20 protein-coding genes are annotated in these 24,362 nt (G+C 70.4%); 9 read left to right on the forward strand and 11 right to left on the reverse strand.

All coding sequences use genetic code 11. From position 1 onward, the window contains the following. Positions 1-83 precede the first annotated feature (83 nt). Positions 84-2,321 carry an MMPL family transporter gene (locus BCF44_RS35780; protein ID WP_170217930.1) on the forward strand — a complete coding sequence of 746 codons (2,238 nt, stop codon included), beginning with the start codon at positions 84-86 and terminating at the stop codon, positions 2,319-2,321. A gap of 113 nt (positions 2,322-2,434) precedes the next feature. Here the strand turns inward: BCF44_RS35780 and BCF44_RS35785 are convergent, their stop codons facing one another. The 5 genes from BCF44_RS35785 to BCF44_RS35805 form a co-directional block, all read right to left on the reverse strand. Beyond that, positions 2,435-3,049 (reverse strand): lamin tail domain-containing protein, encoded by a 615-nt coding sequence (locus BCF44_RS35785; RefSeq protein WP_116178904.1) that lies wholly within the window; start codon positions 3,047-3,049, stop codon positions 2,435-2,437. 225 nt (positions 3,050-3,274) lie between these two features. Then, a complete protein-coding gene (locus BCF44_RS57980) occupies positions 3,275-3,673 on the reverse strand; it encodes a helix-turn-helix transcriptional regulator (RefSeq protein WP_246015962.1) in 399 nt (132 codons plus the stop codon). Positions 3,674-4,058: 385 nt separating this feature from the next. Continuing rightward, positions 4,059-5,249 (reverse strand): non-hydrolyzing UDP-N-acetylglucosamine 2-epimerase, encoded by a 1,191-nt coding sequence (gene wecB, locus BCF44_RS35795; protein ID WP_246015964.1) that lies wholly within the window; start codon positions 5,247-5,249, stop codon positions 4,059-4,061. Positions 5,250-5,358: 109 nt separating this feature from the next. Continuing rightward, positions 5,359-5,613 carry a hypothetical protein gene (locus tag BCF44_RS35800; protein WP_116178907.1) on the reverse strand — a complete coding sequence of 85 codons (255 nt, stop codon included), beginning with the start codon at positions 5,611-5,613 and terminating at the stop codon, positions 5,359-5,361. Between the two features lie 23 nt (positions 5,614-5,636). Next, a complete protein-coding gene (locus tag BCF44_RS35805; protein WP_116178908.1) occupies positions 5,637-6,128 on the reverse strand; it encodes a hypothetical protein in 492 nt (163 codons plus the stop codon). A gap of 719 nt (positions 6,129-6,847) precedes the next feature. On the opposite strand from BCF44_RS35805, the gene BCF44_RS35810 reads away from it, so the two are divergent. The 7 genes from BCF44_RS35810 to BCF44_RS35835 all read left to right on the forward strand — a co-directional run bounded on the left by BCF44_RS35810 (position 6,848) and on the right by BCF44_RS35835 (position 14,959). Beyond that, positions 6,848-7,702 carry a helix-turn-helix domain-containing protein gene (locus BCF44_RS35810; protein ID WP_116179135.1) on the forward strand — a complete coding sequence of 285 codons (855 nt, stop codon included), beginning with the start codon at positions 6,848-6,850 and terminating at the stop codon, positions 7,700-7,702. Beyond that, positions 7,703-7,909, forward strand: a complete 207-nt coding sequence (locus BCF44_RS35815; protein WP_116178909.1) for a DUF397 domain-containing protein — start codon at positions 7,703-7,705, stop codon at positions 7,907-7,909. Between the two features lie 168 nt (positions 7,910-8,077). Further along, on the forward strand, positions 8,078-8,812 hold the full coding sequence (locus tag BCF44_RS35820) for a phosphatase PAP2 family protein (RefSeq protein WP_116178910.1): 735 nt from the start codon (positions 8,078-8,080) through the stop codon (positions 8,810-8,812). 689 nt (positions 8,813-9,501) lie between these two features. Beyond that, the gene (locus tag BCF44_RS35825; protein ID WP_246015965.1) at positions 9,502-11,205 is read left to right on the forward strand and encodes an asparagine synthase-related protein; all 1,704 of its coding nucleotides are present in this window, start codon (positions 9,502-9,504) and stop codon (positions 11,203-11,205) included. Positions 11,206-11,423: 218 nt separating this feature from the next. After that, on the forward strand, positions 11,424-13,304 hold the full coding sequence (locus BCF44_RS35830) for an asparagine synthase-related protein (protein WP_147328756.1): 1,881 nt from the start codon (positions 11,424-11,426) through the stop codon (positions 13,302-13,304). Positions 13,305-13,311: 7 nt separating this feature from the next. Beyond that, complete coding sequence (locus BCF44_RS54865) at positions 13,312-13,623, forward strand: hypothetical protein (RefSeq protein WP_147328757.1); 312 nt, start codon at positions 13,312-13,314, stop codon at positions 13,621-13,623. Between the two features lie 427 nt (positions 13,624-14,050). Continuing rightward, positions 14,051-14,959, forward strand: a complete 909-nt coding sequence (locus BCF44_RS35835) for an NAD-dependent epimerase/dehydratase family protein (protein WP_147328758.1) — start codon at positions 14,051-14,053, stop codon at positions 14,957-14,959. A 43-nt stretch (positions 14,960-15,002) separates the two neighbouring features. On the opposite strand, the gene BCF44_RS35840 is transcribed toward BCF44_RS35835, so the two are convergent. From BCF44_RS35840 to BCF44_RS35865, 6 genes are all read right to left on the reverse strand, one after another. Next, the gene (locus tag BCF44_RS35840; protein ID WP_116178914.1) at positions 15,003-15,479 is read right to left on the reverse strand and encodes an SRPBCC family protein; all 477 of its coding nucleotides are present in this window, start codon (positions 15,477-15,479) and stop codon (positions 15,003-15,005) included. 3 nt (positions 15,480-15,482) lie between these two features. After that, positions 15,483-15,746: an acyl carrier protein gene (locus tag BCF44_RS35845; protein WP_116178915.1), complete on the reverse strand. Its 264-nt coding sequence runs from the start codon at positions 15,744-15,746 to the stop codon at positions 15,483-15,485. Positions 15,747-15,815: 69 nt separating this feature from the next. After that, positions 15,816-17,027, reverse strand: a complete 1,212-nt coding sequence (locus tag BCF44_RS35850) for a beta-ketoacyl synthase N-terminal-like domain-containing protein (RefSeq protein WP_116178916.1) — start codon at positions 17,025-17,027, stop codon at positions 15,816-15,818. A 245-nt stretch (positions 17,028-17,272) separates the two neighbouring features. Further along, positions 17,273-18,547 carry a beta-ketoacyl-[acyl-carrier-protein] synthase family protein gene (locus tag BCF44_RS35855; protein WP_116178917.1) on the reverse strand — a complete coding sequence of 425 codons (1,275 nt, stop codon included), beginning with the start codon at positions 18,545-18,547 and terminating at the stop codon, positions 17,273-17,275. A gap of 241 nt (positions 18,548-18,788) precedes the next feature. Then, on the reverse strand, positions 18,789-19,817 hold the full coding sequence (locus BCF44_RS35860) for a helix-turn-helix domain-containing protein (RefSeq protein ID WP_116178918.1): 1,029 nt from the start codon (positions 19,815-19,817) through the stop codon (positions 18,789-18,791). Between the two features lie 229 nt (positions 19,818-20,046). Continuing rightward, positions 20,047-20,910 (reverse strand): SDR family NAD(P)-dependent oxidoreductase, encoded by an 864-nt coding sequence (locus BCF44_RS35865; RefSeq protein ID WP_116178919.1) that lies wholly within the window; start codon positions 20,908-20,910, stop codon positions 20,047-20,049. Between the two features lie 809 nt (positions 20,911-21,719). On the opposite strand from BCF44_RS35865, the gene lanKC reads away from it, so the two are divergent. After that, positions 21,720-24,311, forward strand: a complete 2,592-nt coding sequence (lanKC, locus tag BCF44_RS35870; RefSeq protein ID WP_116178920.1) for a class III lanthionine synthetase LanKC — start codon at positions 21,720-21,722, stop codon at positions 24,309-24,311. Positions 24,312-24,362: the final 51 nt, after the last annotated feature.

Raw genomic sequence — 24,362 nt, forward strand, 5'->3', positions numbered from 1 at the left:
GTTGTCCCATATCGGGCTCGTTCGCCGCGCCGCCCGAGCGAGCCCTGTTCCGGCCCCGTTCTTCCACACGACAGGTGAATGATGTGACCAACCGCACGAACAAGACCATCCCCCGGCCCGCGGCGACGTCCGTGGGCGGGAGCAGGCTGCTGCGCCTGATTCTCCACCAGCCGAGGGCGGTTGTCGCCGCGGCGGTCCTGTTCACCGTGATCGCCGGTGTGCTCGCCGTGGGCGCCGTCGAGCACCTCAAGGTGGGCGGGTACGACGTCGGGCACTCCGAGTCGATCCGCGGCCGGGAGCTGCTGGCCGAGAAGTTCCCCAACAGCAACCCGAACCTGGTCGTGCTGGTGGACAAGCCCGGCGGCCGCGTCGACGATCCCGACGTGTCGGCGGCCGGCAAGTCGCTGACCCGGCGGTTCGCGCTGGCCGCCGGGGTGATCCTCGTCGGGTCCTATTGGGACACACCCGCGGCCGAGCTGCGCGCCGAGGACGGCCGCGCCGGCCTGATCCTGTTGCGGGTGCTCGGAAACGACGACCAGATGGCCAAGCGGGTCGAGCAACTGCACGACTCACTGGGCGTCACCGGTGGCGTCCGGGTGCGCTTCGGCGGCCTGTTGCAGGCGAACAACGATATGGACGCGCAGGCCAAGGCCGACCTCGCCACGTCGGAGACCGTGGTGATCCCGCTGACGCTCGGTCTGCTGCTGCTCGTGTTCGGCACCGTCGTCGCGGCCGGTGTTCCGCTGCTGATCGGCATCTTCGCCATCGTCGGCACGCTGGCCGTGCTGCGCGTGCTGAGCATGCTCACCGACGTCTCGGTGTTCTCGGTCAACCTGGCCACCGCGCTCGGCCTCGGCCTCGCGGTCGACTACAGCCTGCTGTTCGTCTCGCGCTACCGCGACGAGCGCCGCCGGCGGCCCGACATCGCGGCCGCGCTCGCCGCGACCATGCGCAGCGCCGGCCGGACGATCCTGTTCAGCGCCGCGACGGTGGCCGTCGCGCTGTCCTGTCTGCTGGTGTTCGACCAGTACCTGTTGCGCTCGTTCGCCTACGCCGGCGTCGCGGTGGTCTGCGTGACGGTGCTCGGCGCCACTGTCGTCGTGCCGGCGCTGCTGGTGCTGCTCGGCGACCGCATCGAGAAGTGGCCGCTGCCCGGGCGCCGAATCCGCACCGGTCACGCGGTGGGCCGGTGGGGCCGCCTGGCCGCGGTCGTCATGCGCTATCCCGTCTCGACCGCCATGCCGGTGATCATGTTCCTTCTGGTGCTCGGCGCGCCGTTGCTGCACGTCCGGTTCGGTCTCGCCGACGAGCGGGTGCTGCCGGCGCAGGCGGAGAGCAGGCAGGTCGCCGACCAGTTGCGCGAGCAGTTCCCGGCGACCAGCGACGGTTCGCTGTCCGTCGTGGCGCGGCGGTGGGAGTCGAGCCGCGAGGCGAACGACGACCTGGCCGACTACGCGCAGCGGCTGTCCGGGTTGCCGGGGGTGCGCCGGGTGGACAGCGCCGCCGGTTCCTACGCCCACGGCGCGCCGATCGCGCCCATGGGTGCGGCCGGCACGCGGTTCCAGTACGCCGGCGCGACGTGGTTGTCGGTGCTCACCGACGCCGAGCCGTACTCGGCCCGTGGCGCCGACCTGGCCCGCGCGGTCCGGGCAGTGCCGGTGCCCGCCGGACGCAAGGTGCTGGTGACCGGGCAGTCCGCACAGCTCGTCGACGTCACGGCGGCGGTCGCCGACCGAGTACCACTCGCGTTCGCGCTGATCGCGCTGTCCTCGCTGTTCCTGCTCTTCCTGCTCACCGGCAGCATCGTGCTGCCCTTGCAGGCGCTGGTGCTGAACCTGCTGACGCTCGTCTCCATGTTCGGCGCGATGGTGTGGGTGTTTCAGGACGGCCACCTCCAGACGCTGCTCGGGTTCACCCCGAGCACGCAGTCCGTGGTGTTCCCGATCCTGGTCTTCTGCATCACCTTCGGCCTCTCGATGGACTACGAGGTGTTCGTGCTGGCCAGGATCACCGAGCAGCACAACGCCGGGATGGCACTGGGGGCCGCCGTGATCCAGGGGGTGTCGCACAGCGCGCGGGTGATCAGCGCGGCCGCGGCGGTGTTGTGCGTGTCGTTCCTCGGCCTGCTGACCTCGAAGGTGTCGTTCATCCAGTTCATGGGGCTGGGCGCCGGCCTGGCCGTCCTGCTGGACGCGTACCTCGTGCGGCCGGTCCTGGTGCCGGCCTTCATCGGGCTGACGGGCAGGTGGACCTGGTGGGCGCCGGCGCCGCTGCGCGCACTGCACCGCAGGTACGGGCTGAGCGAGAGTGGCCGACCGTAAACCGGCCGGCGAACGAGAGGGCCTACCGAGACATCAGTCTCGGTAGGCCCCTTGTCGTGACGGCTGTCGGCCGGCGGTCCGGCCGGGTCACCGCGTCGCGGTGGAGAAGGCTGTCAGATTCCGGTGGAGGCGAACAGCGACACCGGGCTGGGCAGACCAGGGGTCCGCGGCGCGATGTGGAAGTCGACAGCGTTGTTGTTGGTGTTGGTGAACCGAACGAGCGCCAGCGGCTGGTCGTTGGTCAGCGGCGAGGCCGGCGCCCCCATCACGAACGGCGAGGACGCGATGGTGGCCACCGAGTCGATCGTGACGTTGGACGGGGACAGCAGAGCCACGCCGACCCGGTCGGTGAGCGGGACGGTGCTGGTGAAGAACTGGTCGACCACGGGGCCGCTGTAGCCCTGCGGGTTGGCGATCACGTACACCCGGCCCGGCTGGAGAATGGTGCCCTGCGGGATCGAGGCCACCTCGAAGATCTGGGACGGGCTGGGCGCGACCGCGATCTTGAAGCCGCTCAGGTCCTGCGGGACCTGGCTGAGGTTCTTGATCTGGATGTACTGGTCGGCCGCGCCGTTCGGGCCGCGGGTGGCGAGCTGGTCGATCACGAAGGTGAAGGACTTCTGCACGCTGGGCACGGTCTGCGGCGCCGCGGACGCGGCAGCGGCGCCGGTGATCAGCGAGAGCGCAGCGATGCCCGCTGCGACGAGGGCCGAGAGAGAACGCCTCATGATTGTGATGTCTCCTTCAGACAAATAGTGGTGAAGCGCTTGGTTTTGTCAGGAGGGTTGCCCAATCCGGTGGGTCGCGGAGAACATCGCGAATTCCCTCCCGAAGGATCTGCTGACACGGGGCCTGCAGACCGTTTTCTGTGCGCTCTTCCTTTGGCGCGTCTGCAAGCCGGCGGACCCTATCGCAAAGCTTGCCGGTGGTGGCGCGCCTCGGTAAGAGGCCAACTATTTGGCCCCCGGCGTGCGGAATGTGTCGCGGTCGTATCCGCGGTTTACCGTGACATCGTACGAGGTCTGGCGCGGTATTGCTCCCGGTTCGGCGCTCCCGTCGACCATGGGAAGCACGTCCGCAACCGATTTCACCGTCCGAAATCTCCTCGAGAACGTCGCCGCGCATTCGAGACGCTCCAGCGGAACCTCGAGGACCACGGTGAGCCAGCGCAGCCAGTGCCGGGTGGGGATGCGCTTGCCGCGTTCCCACCTGGACACCTCGGAGCGGGTCACGGTGTCCTGGCCCGACACGTCGGCCAGGGACATGGCGAGGCCGGTCTGACTCAGGCCGCGCTCCGTCCTGGCGCGCTTGATCAGGTCGGAAATCAACTCAGGTATTGGCCGATCCTCCACTTCCGGTCTCCTGTCGCGATGATCCGATGATGTGCTCGCGGTGCGAGGCCGGGGATCGTGCTCGTGACTTCTTCCATGTGCCGCCGACACGCGGCATGTGCGAAGTGTGGTATTTCGCACGAGGATGCGCCGTCCTGAGCATTCGTCATTCGCGGACAAACGGCCTCGGCGAACGCTGTGCCAGGGTAGCGTGCGGGATGCCGATTCTCGCCTGCCGGCCGTGTGATGGGAGTAGCTAGCCCGGTTGCTCATGATCCCTAGACTGATCGAGCGATCATGGGAATGTGCCCGCGGTCGGCGCGCGGGACGCCAGACTACGACGCTTGCGAACGATTGCCAAGAACCCGGCCGACCGAAGAGCCCCCTTCGGAAATGGCCGTGAGCGTCAGGTCCTGGCCGCCGGCTGCCGCCATACGCGCTCCGACGGCGTGTACCGCACCGCCGACGCCGGGGTCGGCGGCAGCTTCTCCAGTCCGAGCAGCCAGGCGATGCCGTGCTCGACCCGCGGCGCGGCGTAGCCGTCCCCGAACGGATTGGCGGCGGCGCCGCCGCGCTCGGCGGGCTCGTCGAGGATGCGCGCGGCCAGGTCCACGATCACCTGCGGATCGGAGCCCACCAGCCGGGAGTCGCCGGTCTCCAGCGCTTCCATCCGCTCGGTCAGGTCCCGCAGCACCAGCACCGGCACCCCGAACGTGGGCGCTTCCTCCTGCACGCCACCGGAATCCGACAGCACCAGTCGAGCGGTCGCGAGCAGCTGGCAGAACTCGTCGTAGGGCAGCGGCGCGGTGAAGTGCACTCGTTCGACACCGAACAACCCGGTCATGAGTTGCTTGCGCGCGGCGTCGTTGGGGTGGATCGGCAACACGATCTCCACGTCCTGGTAGCGCTCCAGCAGCGTGCGCAGCGCGTTCATGATCCGCGTCAGCGGCGCGCCCAGGGACTCGATGCGGTGCACGGTCACCAGCGCCAGCCGGGTCTGCCCGCTGCGCGCCCGCCATTCCACGGCCGCGAGACGGGGATCGTGGTAGCTGACGGGCCGGCCGGCGACCCGCGTCAGCGCGTCCACGACGGTGTTGCCGACCACCAGCACGCCGGGACCGCCGATACCCTCCGCCTGCAGGTTGGCGGCGGCGCCGGCGGTCGGGGCCAGGTGCAGCGAACTGAGGCGGGCGATCAGGCGCCGGTTGGCCTCTTCCGGGAACGGCGCGCGCAGGTCGTGGGTCCGCAGGCCGGCTTCCAGATGGACGACGCGAATCCCGCGCCAGAATGCGGCGAGCGCGCCGGCCAGCGCGGTCGTGCTGTCGCCCTGGACCACGACCGCCGCGGGCCGGCGACGGGCGAAGTGCTCGTCCAGCAGCCGGGTGAGCGAGCCGAGCAGTTCGGGCCGGCTGCCCCGTGGTTCGACCGGCAGCCGAATGTCCGGCCGCATCGCGAACACTTCCAGCGCCTGGTCGAAAACGAGCTCCTGCTCGCCGCTGGCCACCATCAGGCAGCCCATTCGGCTCCGAGCGCGGATCGCCTCGACGACCGGCGCGAGCTTGACGGCCTCCGCCCGGGTGCCACCGATGAGGTGCACCTCGGGAAGGCAGAGGCCACGGGGCAACAGCGCCGTGCCTGGCGCCCAGCCGTTGGCGGATCCGTGGCTTCGGCTGGACTGGTCCATATGTACTGCCCCCACTGGGTGATCAACGTCGGTCTGAGCCGAATCGGCTTGTCTGTGGACGACTGCGGTCGTGGCGAACGTGCTTCATGCGCCGTCGGTGCACCGCACCGGCGCCTTCGGGGTGGGCCAGGTCGAGCCGCCCGGCGGGGGCGCCCGCCGGGCGGCTCGCGGTGCGCGCGCCTGCCGACCGGTCGGACCGCCCGGGCCAGTCCCGCACCGCCATCACGATGTCGGGGAGCACGCCCAGCACGGCGAGCACCAGCTCGAGCGCGCACATGCAGTGCGCGCTGCAGGCGCATGTCACGGTGCGCCACCATTGGCGGCGCACCAGCGCATCGCCCCGATCACGCTGATCCACGGGGGTAGCGGACGCCCCAGGATGGGACTGGTGGACCAGCGGACCTCGCCGCCGGGCAGCCGCGACGGCGGCAGCGGGACGAACTCGTCGTGCGGCCAGAGGCGGACCTCGGCGCGTCCGATGTCCGCCACCGTCTGCCGGGACAGGTTCTGCGCCGGACCGGTGAGGAACACCCAGTCCGGGAGTTGCTCCGGATCGTCCCTCGGCAGCAGCAGCACGGGGCCCGCGAGCAGGCGGGCGCACAGCAGGCGCTGGGTCTGGAGGCCGAGTTCGCCGCGGACGGCGATGGCGTCCACACCCGCGCTCACGGCGAGCACGAGTTCGCCCGTGTCCGGGGACACGCACACCGGCCAGTCGTAGAGCTGCTGGTATGCCTGCGCCCGTGCCGCCATCTGTTCGGGGGGGCGGTCCGCGGGCACGGCGACGTTCAACATGATCGATCATCACCTTACGTTCTGCCACCGGAATCACGGTGGACGGATGGAGGCGCGGTGGGGCCGAGTGGGGAGGGGCGTACGGTTTCCGGCCCCACCGCGGTGAACCGTGCGACGAGTCGGCGGCCTGCCAGCCACGGGGCGGGCCCTGCGCCGCACGGCGTCTCGAGGGCGCCGGCCGGGTCGGTCCGGCGCCGGTGGGGTGCGGTGAGGACGGGTACGGGGACAACCCGTCCCCACCGCAGCTGAGGGCCGGGTGACGGTGGGCGCCGCGGCGGAGGATTGCCGCACCGCCACCCGGCGGGGTTGGCACCGGGCGGGCGCGACAACGTGTTCCCGGTGCCAGTGCCAGGAGCCGACAGCGCGGACGGTGCGGAGGGCGTGACCGGTAATCCGCGCCGTCGTCCGGTAGCCTCCTCGAGCATCCCGTCCCGCCGTCCGTCGGCTCCTGAAATGATGCCCAGTGAATGAAGACGGTTCACGTTCGGTCATCTCCTGGGCGGTACGTTCTGACTGGCTAGAGCCTGCCGTGTACGTACAGCGCTGTACATCGGCCATCGAGGTTTTCCGGGCGTTGCGCCGAACGGCCTCTCCGCAAGAGAACACTTTCGGCGGACCCCCAAGAGTTCCATCCAGCTTGTGTACTGGCCCCGCTTCAGCCCCATACTCCTGATAAGCGGGAGTCTGTGGGGGTCGTGTCGACAATCTAAGGAGTGTCGATGGCCCTTGACTACAGTCCGACGGTCCGCCGCAGGCGCCTGGCGGCCGAGTTGCAACGACTACGAGAGATTTCAGGGATGAAGCTCGAGGATGTCGCCGCGTACCTCGACTGCCGGCATCCGAAGGTTTCTCGCATCGAGAAGGGACGGGGCGCGGTCAGCGTCGGCGACGTGCGTCTTATGCTTGATTTGTACGGCGTCACCGGGGTCGAGGCCGCCCGCCTGATCCAGCTTGCGAGGGATTCCGGGAAGAAGGGCTGGTGGCATAGTTATAGTGATGTGCTCCCCGACTGGTTGGCCACCTACGTCGGGTTGGAGGCCGAGGCGGCGGAGTGCCGCACATACGAAGGCGAGGTGGTCAACGGACTACTGCAAACACACGACTACGCGACCGCTGTCACACTGGCCACAGTGGACGCGTCGTCTGTCGACGAGGTCGACAGACGAGTGGAGCTTCGGCTGAAGCGGCAACGCCGGCTGCATGACGAGCGGCCGCTTGAGCTGCACGTCGTGCACAGCGAGGCCGCTCTGCGGCGCCCCGTGGGCGGGCGGGCGGTGATGCGCGAGCAGCTGCGACACCTCGTCCAGCTCGCCGAGCTGCCCAACGTCACGGTGCGGGTGCTGCCGATTTCCGCCGGAGCGCATCCGGCCATGCTCGGTCCCTTTATGATGCTCCGGTTTCCGGAGCCGAGCGACCGGGACGTCGTTTATCTCGAGACCCAGGTCGGAAGTCTCTACCTGGAGAAGTTCGATGAGATCGCCGACTACTCGCGAGTGTTCGACCATCTGTGCCGCAAGGCGGTCGACCCGCGGGAAACGATCCGACTCATCCACCGAATCACTGAGGAGCTGTAGTTGCACAACGTTGAACTGGCGGACCTGGTCTGGCGCAAGAGCAGTCGAAGTGTCGGGCAGGGCGCGTGCGTTGAGATGGCGGTACGTGTGGACCGCACCCTGGTGCGCGACTCCAAGAATCCGAGTGGGCCAGTCCTCGCGTTCCCCCAAGGATCGGTGGCGATGTTTCTTCGTGAGCTGAAGCAAGTCTGCCCCGAACGCGAGTGACGGTATGCGGCCACGTCGGTAGTTCGCCGCCAGCCGTATGGTCGACGTCCATCCGAGTGACGTGGCCCCGGTCACGTCCTCGTCGACCTAGTGTGAATTGTGCACGCTGAAAACATTCGTCGCGAGATGGAGTTATTGGTTCCGACACGACTGCGTTACCCCGCCACGATGACCGTGCTGTTGTGCGTCATCATCGTGGCCGGGCTCGGTGCGTCGTTCCATCAGAAGAGTTCGCCCGCCGGCGTGGACCGGTTCGTCGCCCACTGGGTGCACCGGCTCGCCGGACATCACGCCACTCTGATGGAACAGGTGATCAGAATCGGCGATCCGCTGCCCGTCGCCGCCCTCGTCGTCGGCCTGGCGCTGGGGAGCGCCGCGCTGGGGCGTTGGCGGACGGTGCTGTTCGCCGTCGCCGGTCCGACCGCGGCGGTGTTCATCACCGAATTCCTGCTCAAGCCGACGGTCGGGCGGACCCGTTACGGCCAGCTGGCGTTCCCGAGCGGCCACACCACGGGAACGGCCGCCGAGGTCACGGTCGTCCTCGTGCTGTTTCTCGGCAGTGCGTGGCTGACCTCGCCCATGGTCAAGGCGATGCTGACCCTGCTCGGGTTCGGCGTGTCCTTGGCGGTCTCCGTCGCGCTCGTGGGTCGGAACTGGCACTACGCCACGGACACGCTGGGCGGGATCTGTGTCGCCGTGGCGTCGGTCCTCGTCGTCGCGCTCGTGATCGACGAGCTGGGGGGCGGACCCTACGGTCCGCCGGTGCGCGGCGGTCGCGGACTGGACCCCGCAACGGCCGTCCGGCCGTTGCGGGGTCTTGCGCCGCACGAGCGTCACGAGTCCGGTCGGAACGAGAGCGCCCGCGCGGGGTCCGCCGGGACCGGTGAGCCGCCTCGCCGGTGACCGGATGACGCGTCCTCGGGCGGCGGCGGGCGGGCTGCGTTACTTTCTCCGCGCCCGGAGCCGGATGCCGGCCGCGCCGGTTCTCCCTTTTCGGGCTCGGAGTTCCCAGGGCCAGTCGGATGGCCCCTCCCCGTCATGGGGGGTCGTTGTTACGGTGTTGATCGTGATCTCTTGATAGATGCAGACGCGGCGGCGGCGGGCGCGCCGATTATGTCGTTGTCCTTTTCCTGTGCGCGGCCGCGGAGATTCACCAGGGAGTTGATTCCGTTAATGCTCATACTGCCGCGAACTCCACTCGTCGCCGCCGCCTCGCCGTTCCGGCGCGTCGGCGAGCGTGGCAGAAGTTCACGTCGAGCCGGGGTCGAATGCGCGGACGACCCGCCGGAAACGATGAACCGCCGCGGCGCCACGTGGTCGGCTGCGCGCGCCTGAGGACCATGGCGGTGGTCGCCGCTCGATTTCCGCGGTTGCGGTCTCCGCGATTCGCGCGGGCGCCGCCGCTGTCCCGCCGCCCCGCCGCAAACGCAAGAATCTTACGCTGCCGAGGGATAATGCGATTTCCCAAACTGACGCCCGGGACACCGTGGTTCGTCGTTCTGCCGGATGTGCCCACGCGAGCCGAGGCCGTTCTCGCACTGCTTCACCACGCGACCCGCTCGGTGGCCTATCCGTCGGGAAGACCGTGGCTGGTGGGCAGCTGGCCGGACGACCAGATCATGCTCCACGTGGCGGGCCGCTCGCGGGTCGCGCTGATCGGGCACACCGCGGTCTCGGCGGACAACCTGGCCCGGCTGGCGGAACGGACGGGGGACGTGTCCGCGCTCGACACCGCGCTGGCGGACATGGCGGGCAGCTGTCACGTGATCGCGGACCTGGGCGGCCGGCAGCGGGTCCAGGGCACGGCTTCGGGTGTTCGGCGGGTGTTCCACGCCGAGCTGGACGGCCACGTGGTCGCGGCCGACCGCGCCGATGTGCTCGGCTGGCTCATCGGCGCCGAGCTGAACCGGCGCGCGGTCGCGTTGTCGCTGCTCGATCCGATGTGCCCGCACCCGCTGGACGACGTGCCCATGTGGCAGGGCGTCACGGCGCTGCCCGCCGACCGCTTCCTGCTCGTCGAGGCCAGCGGACGCGCCAGCGCCATCCGGTGGTGGCGACCGCCGGACCCGGTGCTGCCGTTGCGTGAGGGCGCCCGGCGCCTGGCGACGGCGTTGTCGGACGCCGTGCGGTGCAGGCTGCCGGGAACGGAGACGGCCAGCTGCGATCTCTCCGGCGGGCTGGACTCCATGGCGGTGACGTTTCTGGCCGCGCGAGGGCAGAGCAAGCTCATCGCCTACACCGCGTGCGCCCTCGACCCGGCGGACGACGACCTGCTCTGGGCCGACCGGGCGATCGTCGAACTGCCGGGCGTGGTGCACGACGTGTTGCCGCGCGACCAACTTCCCCTCCCCTACGACGGCATCGCCGGCGCCGACGACACGTTGGACGAGCCCTCCGCCGGCGTGATCGACAGGGCGAAGCTGCTGACCGGTTACCGGCGGATGGCCGCGCACGGATCGCAGGTGCACCTGACCGGTCACGGTGGCGACGAGGTGCTCGTGGGCGCGCCCAGCCACCTGCACACGATGCTGCGCACCCATCCGCTGCGCGCGGTGGACATGTTCCGTGGATTCCGCGCCCGGACACGCTGGCCCCTGCTGCCGAGCATGGTCACCGCGCTGCGCGCGCAGCCGTACTCCTCCTGGCTGAGCTCCTCGGGCGTCCGGCTGGCCGGCGGCAATTCCCGACTGCGCCTGATCGACCTGGAGTGGGACGTCCCGCCGACGCTGCCGCCGTGGGTGACACCGGACGCCCACGCGCTGATCCGGGAGAGCTTCGCCGCCATCGCGGGCACGGCCGCTCCGCTGGCGAGCACCCGCGGGCGACACACCGACCTGTCGGCGATCCGCGGCCGCGCCAGGCTCGTCCGGTCGCTCGGCCAGCTGGTCGCTCCGAGCGGGACGGCCGTGGCCGCTCCGTTCCTCGACGACCGGGTGATCGAGGCGTGTCAGTCGGTGCGGCCGCACGAACGGGCCAACCCCTGGCGGCACAAGCCGCTGATCAGGGAGGCGATGCGGGGCATCGTCCCGGCGCGGTTGCAGGCCAGGAACGGCAAGGTGGACCGCTCGGCGGACGAGGAGGCCGGGATCCGTGCCAACCGCGGCCACCTGCTCGTGCTGTGCGAGGGCTCGCACCTGGCCGACCTCGGGTTCGTCGACACCGGCCAACTGCGGGCGGCGTTGCGGTATTCGACCTCGCCGGACCGGCTGCACGAGCCGCTGCAGCAGACCGTGGCGTGCGAACTGTGGCTGCGGGCGTCCATGGGGGCCGACGCCCCGCCCGCCGTTCACCCGTGATCGACGTGCGCGGCCCGGGATCGGCCCGTTCGCGCGGCGTGGCCGATTCGCGTCGCCGACCGGAGGACGCCTGGGCGATCGGGGCGCTCAGGCCCTACAGATGGTCTGAGCCGGCGGGTGCCGGGCATCGGTCGGGGATGCCCGGCACCCGCCGGCGAGGGCGGTGCGCGGATGGACCCCGAAGTCGTTGACGCCTTTCGATCGAAGTAGGGAAAGCGGTGTGCGCAACCAGGGACGTGCGACCGGACCGGCGCCTGCCGGCGGCGCAGCCCGGCACGGCGTGGTTCGTCGTGCTGCCCGACACCGAACGCGCCACCGCGGCCACGGCCGCGGTTCCGACCGCCGCCACGCGGATCGACCATTGCTCGGGACGGCCGTGGCTGGTGGGTCGGTGGCCGGACGGCGATTTCCTGCTCGCCGAGGCCGGCCCGACGCGGCTGGCCGTCGTGGGGCACTGTCCGGTCGGCGTCGCCGCGCTGGCGCAGTTGGCCTCGCGGATCCGCGACGTCGCCGACGTCGACGCGGTCGCGGCCTCGCTCCCCGGCAGTTTTCACCTCATCGCGACGGTGGGCGGGCGATTGCGTGTCCAGGGCAGCGTTTCCGGCCTGCGGCGGGTGTTCCACGCCCTGGTCGACGGTGTCACGGTGGCGACGGACCGGGGCGACCTGCTCGCCCGGATGACCGGCGCCGCGGTGGCCCGGAGGCGTCTGGCCGCGCGGTTGCTCGTGCCGACCGCGCCGTACCCGTTGGCGGATGAGCCGCTGTGGCAAGGAATCCTCGCGGTTCCGGGGGACAGCTACCTGTGCGTGTCGGACACCGGCGCCGGCCAGGTGGTGCGCTGGTGGGAGCCGCCGGAACCGAACCTGGGGCTGAAATCGGGGGCGAGCGCGCTGCGGCTGGCCCTGGAGACCGCGGTGTGGGGCCGCGCCTACACGGAGCCGACGCTGAGTTGCGATCTCGCCGGCGGCATCGACTCGGCCGCGATCTGCTATCTGGCCGCCAGCAGCGGCCGGCAGCTCACCGTTCTGATCGCCGCCGGCGACGAGGGTTCGCCCGGCGTGGAGCGCGCGGCGCGGGGGCTCCCGCACGTTCGGCGGTTGGCGGTGTCGCCCTGGGAGGTGCGGCCGCCGTACGCGGATGTGTCCATGCCCGGACCCGCCGGGGACGAACCGCTCACCGGCATCGAGAACCGGGCGAACATGCTTGGCACGGCCCGCCGACTGGCGGAGGCGGGCTGCCGGGCGCACCTGGCCGACAGCGGCGCGTCCGAAGTGCTGCAGGACGGTTGGGCCCACCTCTGCGACCTCGCGCTGACCCGACCGCTCCTCGCGTTGTCCCGTGCCCGCGGCTATCGGGAGGCGCAGCGCTGGTCGCGGAGGTCGATGGCGCAGATCTGGACCGACCGACGCGACTACGGCAGTTGGCTCGTCGACATGGCGGGTGCGCTCACGGCGGGCCTGTCGGCGGGCGACAACGCGCCGACGGGCTGGGGATCCCCCTTCCGGCTTCCCGTGTGGGCGACCGCCGATGCCGCGGACGCGGTGCGTGAGCTGATCGGGGAAGTGGCGGCGGACGTGCGTCCACTGGCCCGGACCCGCGGCCAGCACGACGCGCTGTGGGCGGTCCGGCAGGTGGCCTACCGCGTGCGCGGCATCGCCGGCCTGGTCGCGTCGGCCGGCGTCGCGATCGCGGCTCCGTTCCTCGACGATCGAGTGGTGGAGGCGTGCCTGGCCGTCCGTCCGCACGAGCGGACGGGCCCAGGGCGCGACCGGGCGCTGCTGGTCGAGGCGATGCGAGGCGTCGTCCCGCAGGCGACGCTGCGCCGCCCGCTCGAGCCGGCGCTGTCGGCCCCGGAGCCCGTCGAACCCGACCGGCGCCGCGCCGACCTACTCGCGCTGTGCGAGGACTCCGCGCTGGCGCGGTTGGGGCTCGTCGACGCCGATCGGCTGCGGTCGGCGTGCGACGGGATGCCGGAGTCGGACCTGGAGCGCGTCGCGCTGTCCCGAACGTTGGGCTGTGAACGGTGGCTGCGCGATCTGGCCGAGGCGGATCCGGACAGCGCGGCGAATGCCATCGAACCATCGGAAGCGAAGGAATGACCACATCGTGTTGCACCTGAACCTGCTCGCCCCAACGGACCGGCACCGTGCTGACCGCGGCGACGACGACGAGCGGGAACCGCAGCCGGAGCGCGAGCCGGACGGCGTGGGCGCCCCGACGCCCTCGGCGCGAACCGCCGACCTGGACGAATTCGACGTATTGCTGTCGGCAAACGGCATGGGCAAGGTGGCCTGCCCACGAATTCGCCCGCCGCGGGGCTCACGACGGATCGGCTCCATTCCCGGGCTGAGCTGCGAGAAACGCAACTCGGATCGCATGAGAAATGACGAGCTCTGCTCACTTGGCTACAGAGAGTAGTAAAAGTGGCCGCCGCTGTCCGTCGGGCCGGCCTCGCCGCTCGCCGTTCCGCGAGATTTGGCGCGTGACTACCTGCCGTCACCTTGGGATGTGCAACTTGCGGCACTCGGGTGACGGGGTCCGCGCGACCGGTTGAACGGCGCCGGGCCGCTCGGCGCGACCGGCCGGCCATTGTTATCGGACGGGTGAAGAATACCGTTCTTTGTAGGACGGATAACGAGTTGCGGCCATAATCGACCAGCGGTAGTGAGCTTGATCGTCTTTGGTTGCCCGATCTGGCCATCGTCAACGGTTCCGGCTCGATGTCGAACGCCAGGCGCGTATGACATCGAGGCCGTGCTCGTGCGCGTGGTGATGGTTGTGGATCGCTGCTTTGCCGGCTTGTCCGGTGGTGCCGATCCGATTAGTGAAAGAGGTGCAGAACGGCATGCGACGTGTTCTGGTCCTTGGCGCCGCCGGATTCCTCGGCCGCCATGTCTCTCGGAGGCTCGCCCACGACCGGGACCTCACCGTGATCACCTTGGGCCGGTCGCCGCTGGCCGCGTCGCCCTGGCACATCTCGCTCGACCTCGGCGTGTGCGGTCCGGACGCGATCGGCTCGATGCTCCAGGCGGTGATGCCGGACGTCGTGGTCAACTGCGCCGGTGTCACCAACGGCGATCCGGCGGCGATGGTCGCCGGCAATGTCACGGCCACGTCCTCGCTCGTGGAGGCGTTGCTGGACAGCGACATGCCGATTCGCCTGGTGCACCTGGGCTGCTCGGCCGAGTACGGCATCGCCGACGTGGGAAGGCCGATCAACGAGGACGCGCCGGTCCGCCCGGAAGGGGCCTACGGCGTCACCAAGCTCGCCGCCACCCGACTGGTCATGACGGCGCGGACCGCGGGTCTCGAGGCGACCGTGCTCAGGGTGTTCAGCGCCATCGGGCCGGGGATGTCGGTGGACAGCGTCGTGGGACCGGTCGTGACGGAGATCGGACGGGCGGCCGGGACGGACGGCGATGTCGTGCTCGGACCGCTGGACGTCGTTCGGGACTTCGTCGACGCCCGCGATGTCGCGGGCGCGGTCGAGGCGGCGGTCACGGCGGCCTCGCTGGACTGGCCGGTGGTGAACGTCGGCAGCGGGTGCGGCGTCCCGCTGCGCACGCTCGCCGACACCATGACGCGCATAGTCGGACTCCGAGGCGAGATAAGGGAAAGCGAGGACACACCCGGGCCGGCGCCGGAGATTCCCTGGCAACAGGCGGATGTCACCATCGCGGCGCGGTCGTTGGGCTGGCGCCCCCGTATCGGGCTGGCGACCTCGCTGGCCGATTTATGGTGCTCCACCATGTGATCCGCCACGGGTGACCACTGCCGCCCCACCGGCGACGGGGTCCTCACCCGTCGCCGGTCAGCCGTTGCGCGCGGGCCACCGACTCGATCCTGCGGCGCAGCAGATCCAGCCGCGTGCTCGAACCGAACTCGAGGTGCGACATCATCGCCGCGTCGTCGATCGGGGTGTCCGGCCGCGTCGTGAAGTCCTGAATCCACCGCAGGCGCGTCGCCACCCCGCCGATGCCGATGCAGCACCACCGGACCGACAGCTGCTCGACCGGACCCGGCCCGATTCGCCGGGCGTGCACCGTCCGGCGCGCGGGGCGGCTCAGCTGCTCGAGAATCCAGCTGAGCACCCTGCCGCGGGCGTCGGGCGGTGCGGTGAGCCGGAACCGGGACGCGGCGCCGTCGCGGCGCAGCAGCCGCACCGACGCGTACTCGCCGAACAGGTCCGGCCAGTGCTCGATGTCGTTGGCGAGCCGCCAGGTGAGGTCCACCGGCGCGCCGATGAGGACCTCGTTCTCGATGTGCGCCGCCACCGGTCACACCGCGCCGTTCTGGGCTTCGCGCAGACGGGTCAGGAGCTGGCGCGGGGTCGGGCAGTCCTGCGCCGCCGTCCCGCCCAGGTCGACCCGCCGGCGGTGCTCGAGCTCGCGGACGACCGCGAGCATGCCGACGGAGTCCACCCCGATGTCCGCGAACGTCGTCAGCCGGTGGCTCAACCGGTGGACGTTCACCGTGACGCCGACGTGTTTGAGGATGATCGACGCGAGTTCCTGGTAGGTCAGCTCGGGGATCGAGGACATGGTTCGAATGCCTTAGCAGGTGGTTGCGGGCGCCGCGGGCGGACGCGAATCGGTGGTCGCCGGGCGTCGTCAGTGATCCGGGCGGTGCAAGACGAGTGCGGAGTTCATGCCGCCGTACCCCCGGGCGAGCACGAGCGCGGTGCGCAGCTCGGCTCGGCGCGGGGCGCCGACGACGAAGTCGAGGTCGTCGATCGGCTCGGCGAGCGCCGGGATCGGCGGGATGATCCCGTGATCGAGGCTGAGGACGGCGGCCGCGACGTCGAGCGCGGAGGCGCTGGCGTACGCCCGGCCGAACCCGGCCTTGGGCGCGGTCACCGGGACCTTCGTGCCGAACAGCGACTTGATCACGGTGGCCTCGGCGCGGTCGGCCGTGGGGATGGCGGTCGCGTCGGCGAAGACGACGTCGATGTCCTCCGGCTGGCAGCGGGCCGCCGTGAGGGCCTTGCGGCACGCCATCTCCAGCCCCTCGCCCGACGGGTCGAAGGCGGCGACCGCGCTGAAGGTCGCGCCGTGCCCGGCGATCACGGCCCTGGGCCGACTGCCCCGCTCGGCGGCGTCGGCCGCCGACTCCACCACGAACATCGCGGCTCCCTCGGCCGGCGCGTATCCGCATGCGCCGTGAGAGAACGGGAGATAGGCGGCGTCGGGATCGGCCGACTCGGTGAGCATTCGCGCGAAGTACTGCGGCGCCAGCGCGTAGGGGCACAGTGGCGCCTCGGCCGCGCCCGCGATCATGATCCGGGCGCCGCGTCGGAGGGCGCGTCGGGCGTGCGCCAGCGCGTCGATACCGCCGGCCTCGTCGGTGACGATGACCCCGCACGGCCCCTTCATGGTGTCGCGGACCGACACCTGCCCGGTCGTCGCCGCGTGCAACGGCGCGATCGACTGGTACGGGCTGAGGTGGTGCGGGCCGTCGCGCCACAGCCTGCCGAGCCCACGCTGCCCGGACTCGGCGCCGCCGACACAGCTGCTGGTGATCACGCCGGCGGCGAAGGGATTGAGCGCGGGCGGCGAGAACAACGCGTCGGCCATGGCGAGGTCGGCGGCGGCGAGACCGAACTGGGTGGCCCGGTCGGCCTGCACCACGTAATGGCGCTCGATCAGCTCGTCGGCGTCGAAGCCGACCTCGCCGGCGACGGTGACCGGGGTGCCCTCGGGATCGAACCGGGTGATCGGCGCCAACAGGTTCCGGCCCGCCGAGGTGGCCTGCCAGAACTCCGTCGCGCCGATGCCGCCCGGCGCTATCGGGCCGACCCCGGTGATCACGGCCGTGACGGTCACGGACCTTCCTCGCTGACGCTCGGAGCACGAAGGTCCGCGACCAAGGTCGCAGTGCTGGATGGTTCCCTCGCAAGCTCGGTCACGGACCTTCCTCACTGACGCTCGGAGCACGAAGGTCCGCGACCGAGGTCGCAGTGCTGGATGGTTCCCTCGCAAGCTCGGTCACGGACCTTCCTCACTGACGCTCGGAGCACGAAGGTCCGCGACCGAGGTCGCAGTGCTGGATGGTTCCCTCGCAGGCTCGGTCACGGCCGACTCGTTTCCCCGCGGCCCGAATCGGGGCGGCGCAAGGCCATCACGGACTGGAACCCGCCGAACCCGCTGGCCAGCGACAGCGCGACGCCGACGCGGTGCTCGCGGGCGATGTCGGGAACGTAGTCCAGATCGCACTCGGGATCGGCCACGGTGAGGTTGGCCGTCGGCGGCACCACGCCACGGTCGACGGCCAGTGCGGCCGCGACCAGCTCGATCGCCCCGCTGGCGCCGAGCGCGTGCCCGACCATCGACTTGATCGAGCTCATGGGCGCCGAGTACGCCCACTGCCCGAGAGCCAGCTTGACCGCGTTGGTCTCGTGCCGGTCGTTCTGGCGGGTTCCGGTGCCGTTCGCGCTGATGTAGTCGATCTCCGTGGGGCCCAGGCGCGCCTGGTTGAGCACCTGGGTGATGGCCACCGCGAGCACCCGGCCGTCGGTGGTCAACCCGGTCATGTGGTGCGCGCTGCTCAGCGTGGCGTAGCCGGCGACCTCGCACAGCACGGTCGCGCCTCGCCGGATCGCGTGCCGGAGCTCCTCGAGTACCAGGACGGCGGCTCCCTCACCGAGCACGAAGCCGTCGCGTTCCCGGTCGAACGGCCGGCAGGAGTGCTCGGGATCGTCGTTGCGTGACGACGTCACCCCGATCGCGTCGAAGCGCCCCACGGTCGCGGGGGATATCGGCGCCTCGGCGCCGCCGGTCACCACGACGTCGGCATCGCCGTCCAGGATGAGCTGGGCGGCGTAGCCGATCGCGTCGATCCCGGCCGTGCAGCCGCTCGACACGGTGTGCACCGGGCCGCGGGCGCCGCAGAGCCGGGCGATCTCCGCGCCGAGCATGCTGGGCGTCCACGCCAGACGCAGATGCGGCGAGCCGTACTGGTGGTCCAGTTCCCATTTCGAGCCACCGTCGCTCATCACCACGTAGTTCTGCTCCAGCAAGGCCGCCGAACCCAGCGCGGTGCCCATCACCACGCCGACCCGCCACTCGTCCTCCTCGACCACGTTGAGCCCCGAACCGTGCAGCGCCTCGGTGGTGGCGGTGGCGGCGAACTGGAGGTAGCGGTCCAGCCAGCCGGTGTTCATGCCGTGCGCGGCCTGGTGCAGGTCGCACTCCGCCGCGATGCGTGACCGGAACCCGGTGGCGTCGAACAGGGTGATCGGCCGGGTCATCGGCCGCCCGGAGGTCAGCAGTTCCCAGAACGCGGGAATTCCGACGCCGCCGGGAGCGGTCACCCCCATGCCGGTGATCACTACTCGCCTTGTCACGCCGCATCACCTCGTGCGGTGTCCGTAGCGCGCAGGGTCAACTCGTCGTCCTGACTCATGTCGGCGTCCGGCCGAGCGTTCCAGTGCCTGGACCGGCCGGACGAGTTCTGCTGAGGAAGCGACCGCATCCCGGCCGTGATGGAGCAAGTCTGCATCGGGGCGCCGGCCGACACAGGTGGCCATCTGGGTGGCCCCCGGCCCCGCCGCCGATCATGAGCGATGCTCGCCACCGCGGCTCCCGTCACTGGCCGGGGGAGTCGTGCGGCATCGGCTTCTGGTCGTCGTGCTCGTCCGGTGGTGGGACCAGCCCACGGAAGGAGGCCTGGAGGCCGGCCTGGAAACGGGTGCGAACCCCCAATCGCTCCAGCAGACCGCCGATCCGGCGCTGAAAGGTCCGGTAGGACAGCCCCAGCTGGCGGGCGATGATCCGGTCCGGCAGGCCGGCGGTCAGCAGGGCGACGAGGCGGGCGTCCTCCTGCGGCAGCCCATGGTCCTCGTCGGCGGCCCGGCCGCCGACCGGGGGGAGCGGCAGGGCGGTGCGCCAGAGCGTCTCGAACAGCGCGTCCAGCGCCTCCAGCAGCGCGGACGGGTGCACGACCAGGACCGACTCGATCGCGTGCGGGTCGGACCGCAGCGGCAGCAGCGCGAGCCGCCGATCGGCCAGGATCAGCTTGATGGGCGCCTCCGCCAGCACCCTGGCCTGCTCCCCCTGGGCGATCGCGGGTTCGATCTCGGTCTGGATGTCGCGAGTGGACAGTCCGACCGGATCGTAGAGACCACGGTAGGGAACCCCGCGGCGCAGCATCTCCGCCTCGACGGGAGCCAGCATCTCCGGGGCGATCACGTAGGGCTGCTTGTCGATGAAGCGGACCTCGGTGCTCGTGCTGCGCAGGATCTGCTCGACGCGCTGGGCGACCGCGTGTCGGCCGGAGATCACCTCGATCAGGTCGGCCGGGTTGCGGCCGGCGGCCGCTCGGCGGTACCGCGCGGCCAGTTGCTCCATGAACAACCGGGTGCGCTTGATCCTCTCCTGCTGCTCCAGCAGCAGCACCTCGAGCGCGACGTCGGGGGGAGTCGCGGCGAACACCTGTGAGCCCCCCTCGGTGCGCATGATCAGCCCATTGGCCTCCAACGTGTTCAGCGCGTCGTGGACGCGTGTTCGGTCCAGGGTGGTAGTGCCGCTCACCTCTTCAACCGTCAGCGGTGGGTTGTCGACAAGTGCTTCGTACACCGCCTCGGCGGTGGCATCGAGGCCAACAATCTCGAGCATGCATTGATCCTCGGGGTACGTGTGGCCTGACAGGGCGGTCGTCGGAGGCGTAAAGACGCATCTGTCGTCCTTGCGCCACGGCCTGCTATTCCCAACCGTTGGGTCGTCCGACACAGTGGGGCGCGCACCCCGGTTGGGACGGGTGGCAAGGACACCGTCCAGGCGGGAGTCGACCCGTCCCGTCGACTCCCGCTGGTGGGGTGGTGGCTTCCGGACAGGGCTCGCCCGGTCAGCTCGCGGGTGTCTTCGTCAAGGGGCTGTAAACCATGTCGACCCAAGGCAGGTGGATGTTCAGCATGTTAGCCGTGATCCGGTCGAGGTGCCGCTGGGCGTGCGGACTCGAGTGCTCGGTCGGAGGCTCGGTCCGCAGCTGTTGTTCGAAGTAGGAACCCTTGACGCCCGTCGACGCCGTGATGGCGTACAGCACACAGTCCGCGGCCGCCGCCACGGGCCCGGCCGGCCAGCCGAACGCCCGGCGGTGCAGCTTCGTGTCCGCGGTTCCGGGATCGACGGACACGGCGCTGCACGAGCTGTCGGCCAGGATGTCGGCCAGGCCGGCGGTGTGCAGCGTGAGGGCCAGCTTGGACTGGGCGTAGGCCGTCACCGGGTGGTAGCGGTGCTCCAGCGACATGTCGTGCCAGCGCAGCTTGACGTTGCGTTGCGGACTGCACACCACGTTGACGATTCGGCTGTGCGCGGGGGTGGTGAGCAGCGGGAACAGGCCGGCGGTGAGCATCACCGGGGCGAGATAGTTCACCTGGAGCGTCATCTCGTGCCCGTCGGCGGACAGTGTTCTCGGGTAGATGCCGGCCGTGGCCGCGTTGTTGACGAGGATGTCGAGCCGGTCCAGGCTGCCGCACACTCGATTGATCATGTAGCGGACCTCGGCGAGGCTGGCGAGGTCGGCCTTGAGCGGGATGATCGTCGTCCCCGGGTTGGCGGGCGCGAGCGACGCCGCCAGTTCCATCAGGCTGGTCGGGTACCGACCATGTATCAGGAGGGTGTCGACCAGGCCCGCCAGTCGGTGCGCCACGGCGCAGCCGATGCCGTCGGTGGCGCCCGTGACCAGGGCCGCCGCCCATTTCTTGTTCATGTGTGGATGCCACCTCGGCCTTCCTGCTGGCACCTCCTCGAAGGCGATGTCGCTGATTGAATGATGTGGGCTTCGAGTGTTTTTTTGCTGCTCATGTATCCAACTTCGCCTGTCGTGTTTCGCATGCGCGGGGTTCGCCGCCGCTCGGTGTTTCGCGGGGAGCGGGGTCACCCCCACCGCGACCGATAGAAAGACGGTGCAGCGCCGGTTGGGCTGTGGTCCTTGGCGCGGCGGATCCCGGCTGAAGGGTGATCCGGTCCCGGTGAACGCCAGGCTGCGAGTAGGGGCCAGATGGCGTCATTTGATTGCTCCGTCTGGTCGATCAAATCGCGCCTCGTTCATGTTGACGGCACTGAGGGTGTGTGGCAACGGCCGCGAGGGTGATTGGTCAACTGCTGTTCGGGTCAATAGCCGCGCGAAATCGGCTGGCTTACACGAAGATCCTTCATGTTAATCGTGAGAATTATTCATGTAGGCGTGCAATTATCTCGGCCCGCGATGCATGTGCGGTGCTCCGGGCGTTTCCTTGGGTTTGTCGTCCAGCGGCGGCCGTGTCGGGGTTTACGGCGAGCGGGTGTCCCCCGTGTGGCCGTGAGCGCCGGTTCACCCGCATGGCAGGCGTGTGAAACGAATTTTATCTGCGAGAGTTGCACCCGTTGTGCTTCGTGGGGGAACGAAGGGCGCGGTTGGCCGCGAGGGTATGTCCCCGCCCGCCGAGGTCGGTTGCGGCACGCGTTCTTGTGGAACTGCTCGCGCGGTGGCGCCCGAGTCCTTGTCGGGGCATTCGCCGTTGAAGAGAAGGTTTTTGGATGGATATGCGCTACGAGGCTTTCTGCCTTGAGGATCCGCAGTTCTACGAAACCCCGGCGAACTGGGGGGGTGATCACGACTCGTTCGACGTGCCGGCGCGTTCGTGTCCGCCCGGATGGGAGCGTTCTCAGTTCGGTGTCTGGTCCCTCCTGCGCCCCGCCGAGCACAGCGGGCCCGAGCAGGGATGGAAGGTGCACGTCTCGGCCGTGCCCAAGAACGCGGCACGAGTGCTGGCGACGGTGGCGGACTACTGCCTGCCGCGTGGCGTGCCGTTCAAGTTCATCACCAGCGAGAAGGCCCTGGTGGCGCGGAACTCGAAGTACGCGCCGCGCGAGTCGAGCGGGAAGTTCGTCACCATCTACCCGGTCGACGACAAGGAGTTGGCCCGGATCCTCGTCGATCTCTCCCTGGCGCTCGTCGGGGAACGCGGACCGTACATCCTGTCCGACCTGCGTTACGACGAGGGGCCGCTGTACGTGCGCTACGGAGCCTTCGTCGAGCTCTGGACGTCCGACGAGTCGGGACGGCCGGTGCCGGCGCTGCGCAGGCCCGACGGAGTGCTGGTCCCCGACCGGCGCGAGCCGGTGTTCCAACCCCCGGACTGGGTGTCGCTGCCCGCGATCCTGTTACCCCAGCTCGAAGTGCGCAAGGGAGCGGCCACGGTCGACTACCCGTACCGCGTGGACCAGGCGCTGCACTTCTCCAACGCCGGCGGCGTCTATCTGGCCCGTCCGGCCGACGGCGGCGATGTGGTCGTGCTGAAGGAGGCGCGGCCACTGGCCGCCATGGAGTGGGACGGCACGGACGCGGTGCACCGGCTCTACCACGAGGGGCGGATGCTCGATCGCCTCGCCGGCATCGCCGGTGTGCCGGAGCTGCGTGACCAGCTGGCGATGTGGGAGCACGACTTCCTGGTGATGCAGCACATGCGCGGGCGGAGCCTGGCCCAGTGGCAGGCCGACGAGTACCCGTGCCATCAACGTGAGGCGTCGTCGCACGAGCTGCGCTCGTACACCCGCAGGGCGCTGAACGTGGTGGCCGACGTCGAGAAGCTGCTGTCCGACATCCATGACCGGGGCGTCGTCTTCGCCGATCTGCATCCGGGCAACATTCTGGTCGATGTCGACGACTCCGTCTCGCTGGTGGACTTCGAGCTCGCCTTCGACGTCGGCCTCCGGCGGCGGCGGCCGGCGTTCGGAGCGCCCGGGTTCGGCGCCCCGGCCGACCGCATGGGGTTCGCGGTCGACGACTACGCGCTCGCGGCGTTGCGACTGTGGATGTTCCTGCCGATGACCACCCTGACCGCACTGGCGCCGGCGAAGCTGCGCGCCCATGCCGAGTTCGTCCGGCGACGGTTTCCGCTGCCCGCGGGCTATGTCGAGGACGTGCTCGCCGAACTCGACCCGGGCCAGGCCGCGCTGTTGCCCTCGGGACCGGTCGCGGACGCGTGCGGACCGGACGAACCCGACTGCATGGTGGCCGATGCCGTGCACGGCGGCGGCGCGCTGCCCGAATTCTGCTGGGCGGCGCTGCGCGACTCCGTTGTCGAGGCGATCAGCGCGAGCGCGACGCCGGAGCGACAGGACCGGCTGTTCCCCGGTGACATCGAGCAGTTCTCGCTCGGCGGCACGTGCTTCGCGTACGGCGCGGCCGGGGTTCTGCACACGATTGCGGTCAGCGGCGGCGGCCGTCATCCCGGGTACGAGCAGTGGTTGCTGGACGCGGTGCGCCGCGAACCCGTGCGGCGTCCCGGCTTCTACGACGGGGCGCACGGCGTCGCCTACGTGCTCGACTTCCTCGGCCACCGGACGGAGGCGGCGGCTCTGGTGGAGGCGGCGGCGCCGCTGGTCCGCGCCAGCCGGGACCACCGGCTCGGCGGCGGCCTCGCCGGCATCGGCCTCAACCTGCTGCACCTGGGCCGGACCTGGCGGGACGCGGCGCTGGTCACGGACGCGATGGCCATCGGCGAGCGGCTGGCGGAGCAGCTGGCCGAGACGAGGCCCCGCTCGAACGCCGCCGTCGGGCTGCTGCGCGGCTGGACCGGACCGGCGTTGTTCTTCCTGCGCCTGTACGAGCACACGCTGGACCGGCCCTGGCTGCGACTCGCGGAACTGGCGCTGTGCCGTGACCTCGGCAACTGCGGATACGGATCCGACGGATCGTCGCCCGCGTCGGCGGGCCGGCGCCTGTCGTCGAGCCTCGCCGCCGGCTCGGCCGGGTTCGCGCTCGTCGGCGACATGATCGTCGGCTACCTGCCCGAGGCGGCGTGCGCGCCGGACCTGCCAGTGCTGGAACGGTCGTGCCAGGCCGAGTTCGTGTCCGAGGCCGGATTGTTCTCGGGACGTGCCGGCATGCTCGGCGCGTTGGCGGTTCTGCTGCGCCGTGGCGCGGACGCCGACACCGAGCGGGCCATGCACCGCCATCGGACCCTGCTGGTCTCCCTGCACGCCACCCACTATCTGGGCGCGCTGGCCTTTCCGGGCAGCCATTCGCTGCGCCTGTCGATGGACTTCGCGACGGGCAGCGCGGGAGTGCTGCGCGCGATGACCCTGGCCGGCGGCGGCGAAGGCACGCTGCTGCCCTTCCTCTAGGCGCCCCTGTCGCTCGTCGCAGGCGCCGAACGGCTCGGCGCGGACCGCGCC

It is taken from the genome of Kutzneria buriramensis, from assembly GCF_003387475.1.
Lineage (GTDB): Bacteria > Actinomycetota > Actinomycetes > Mycobacteriales > Pseudonocardiaceae > Kutzneria > Kutzneria buriramensis.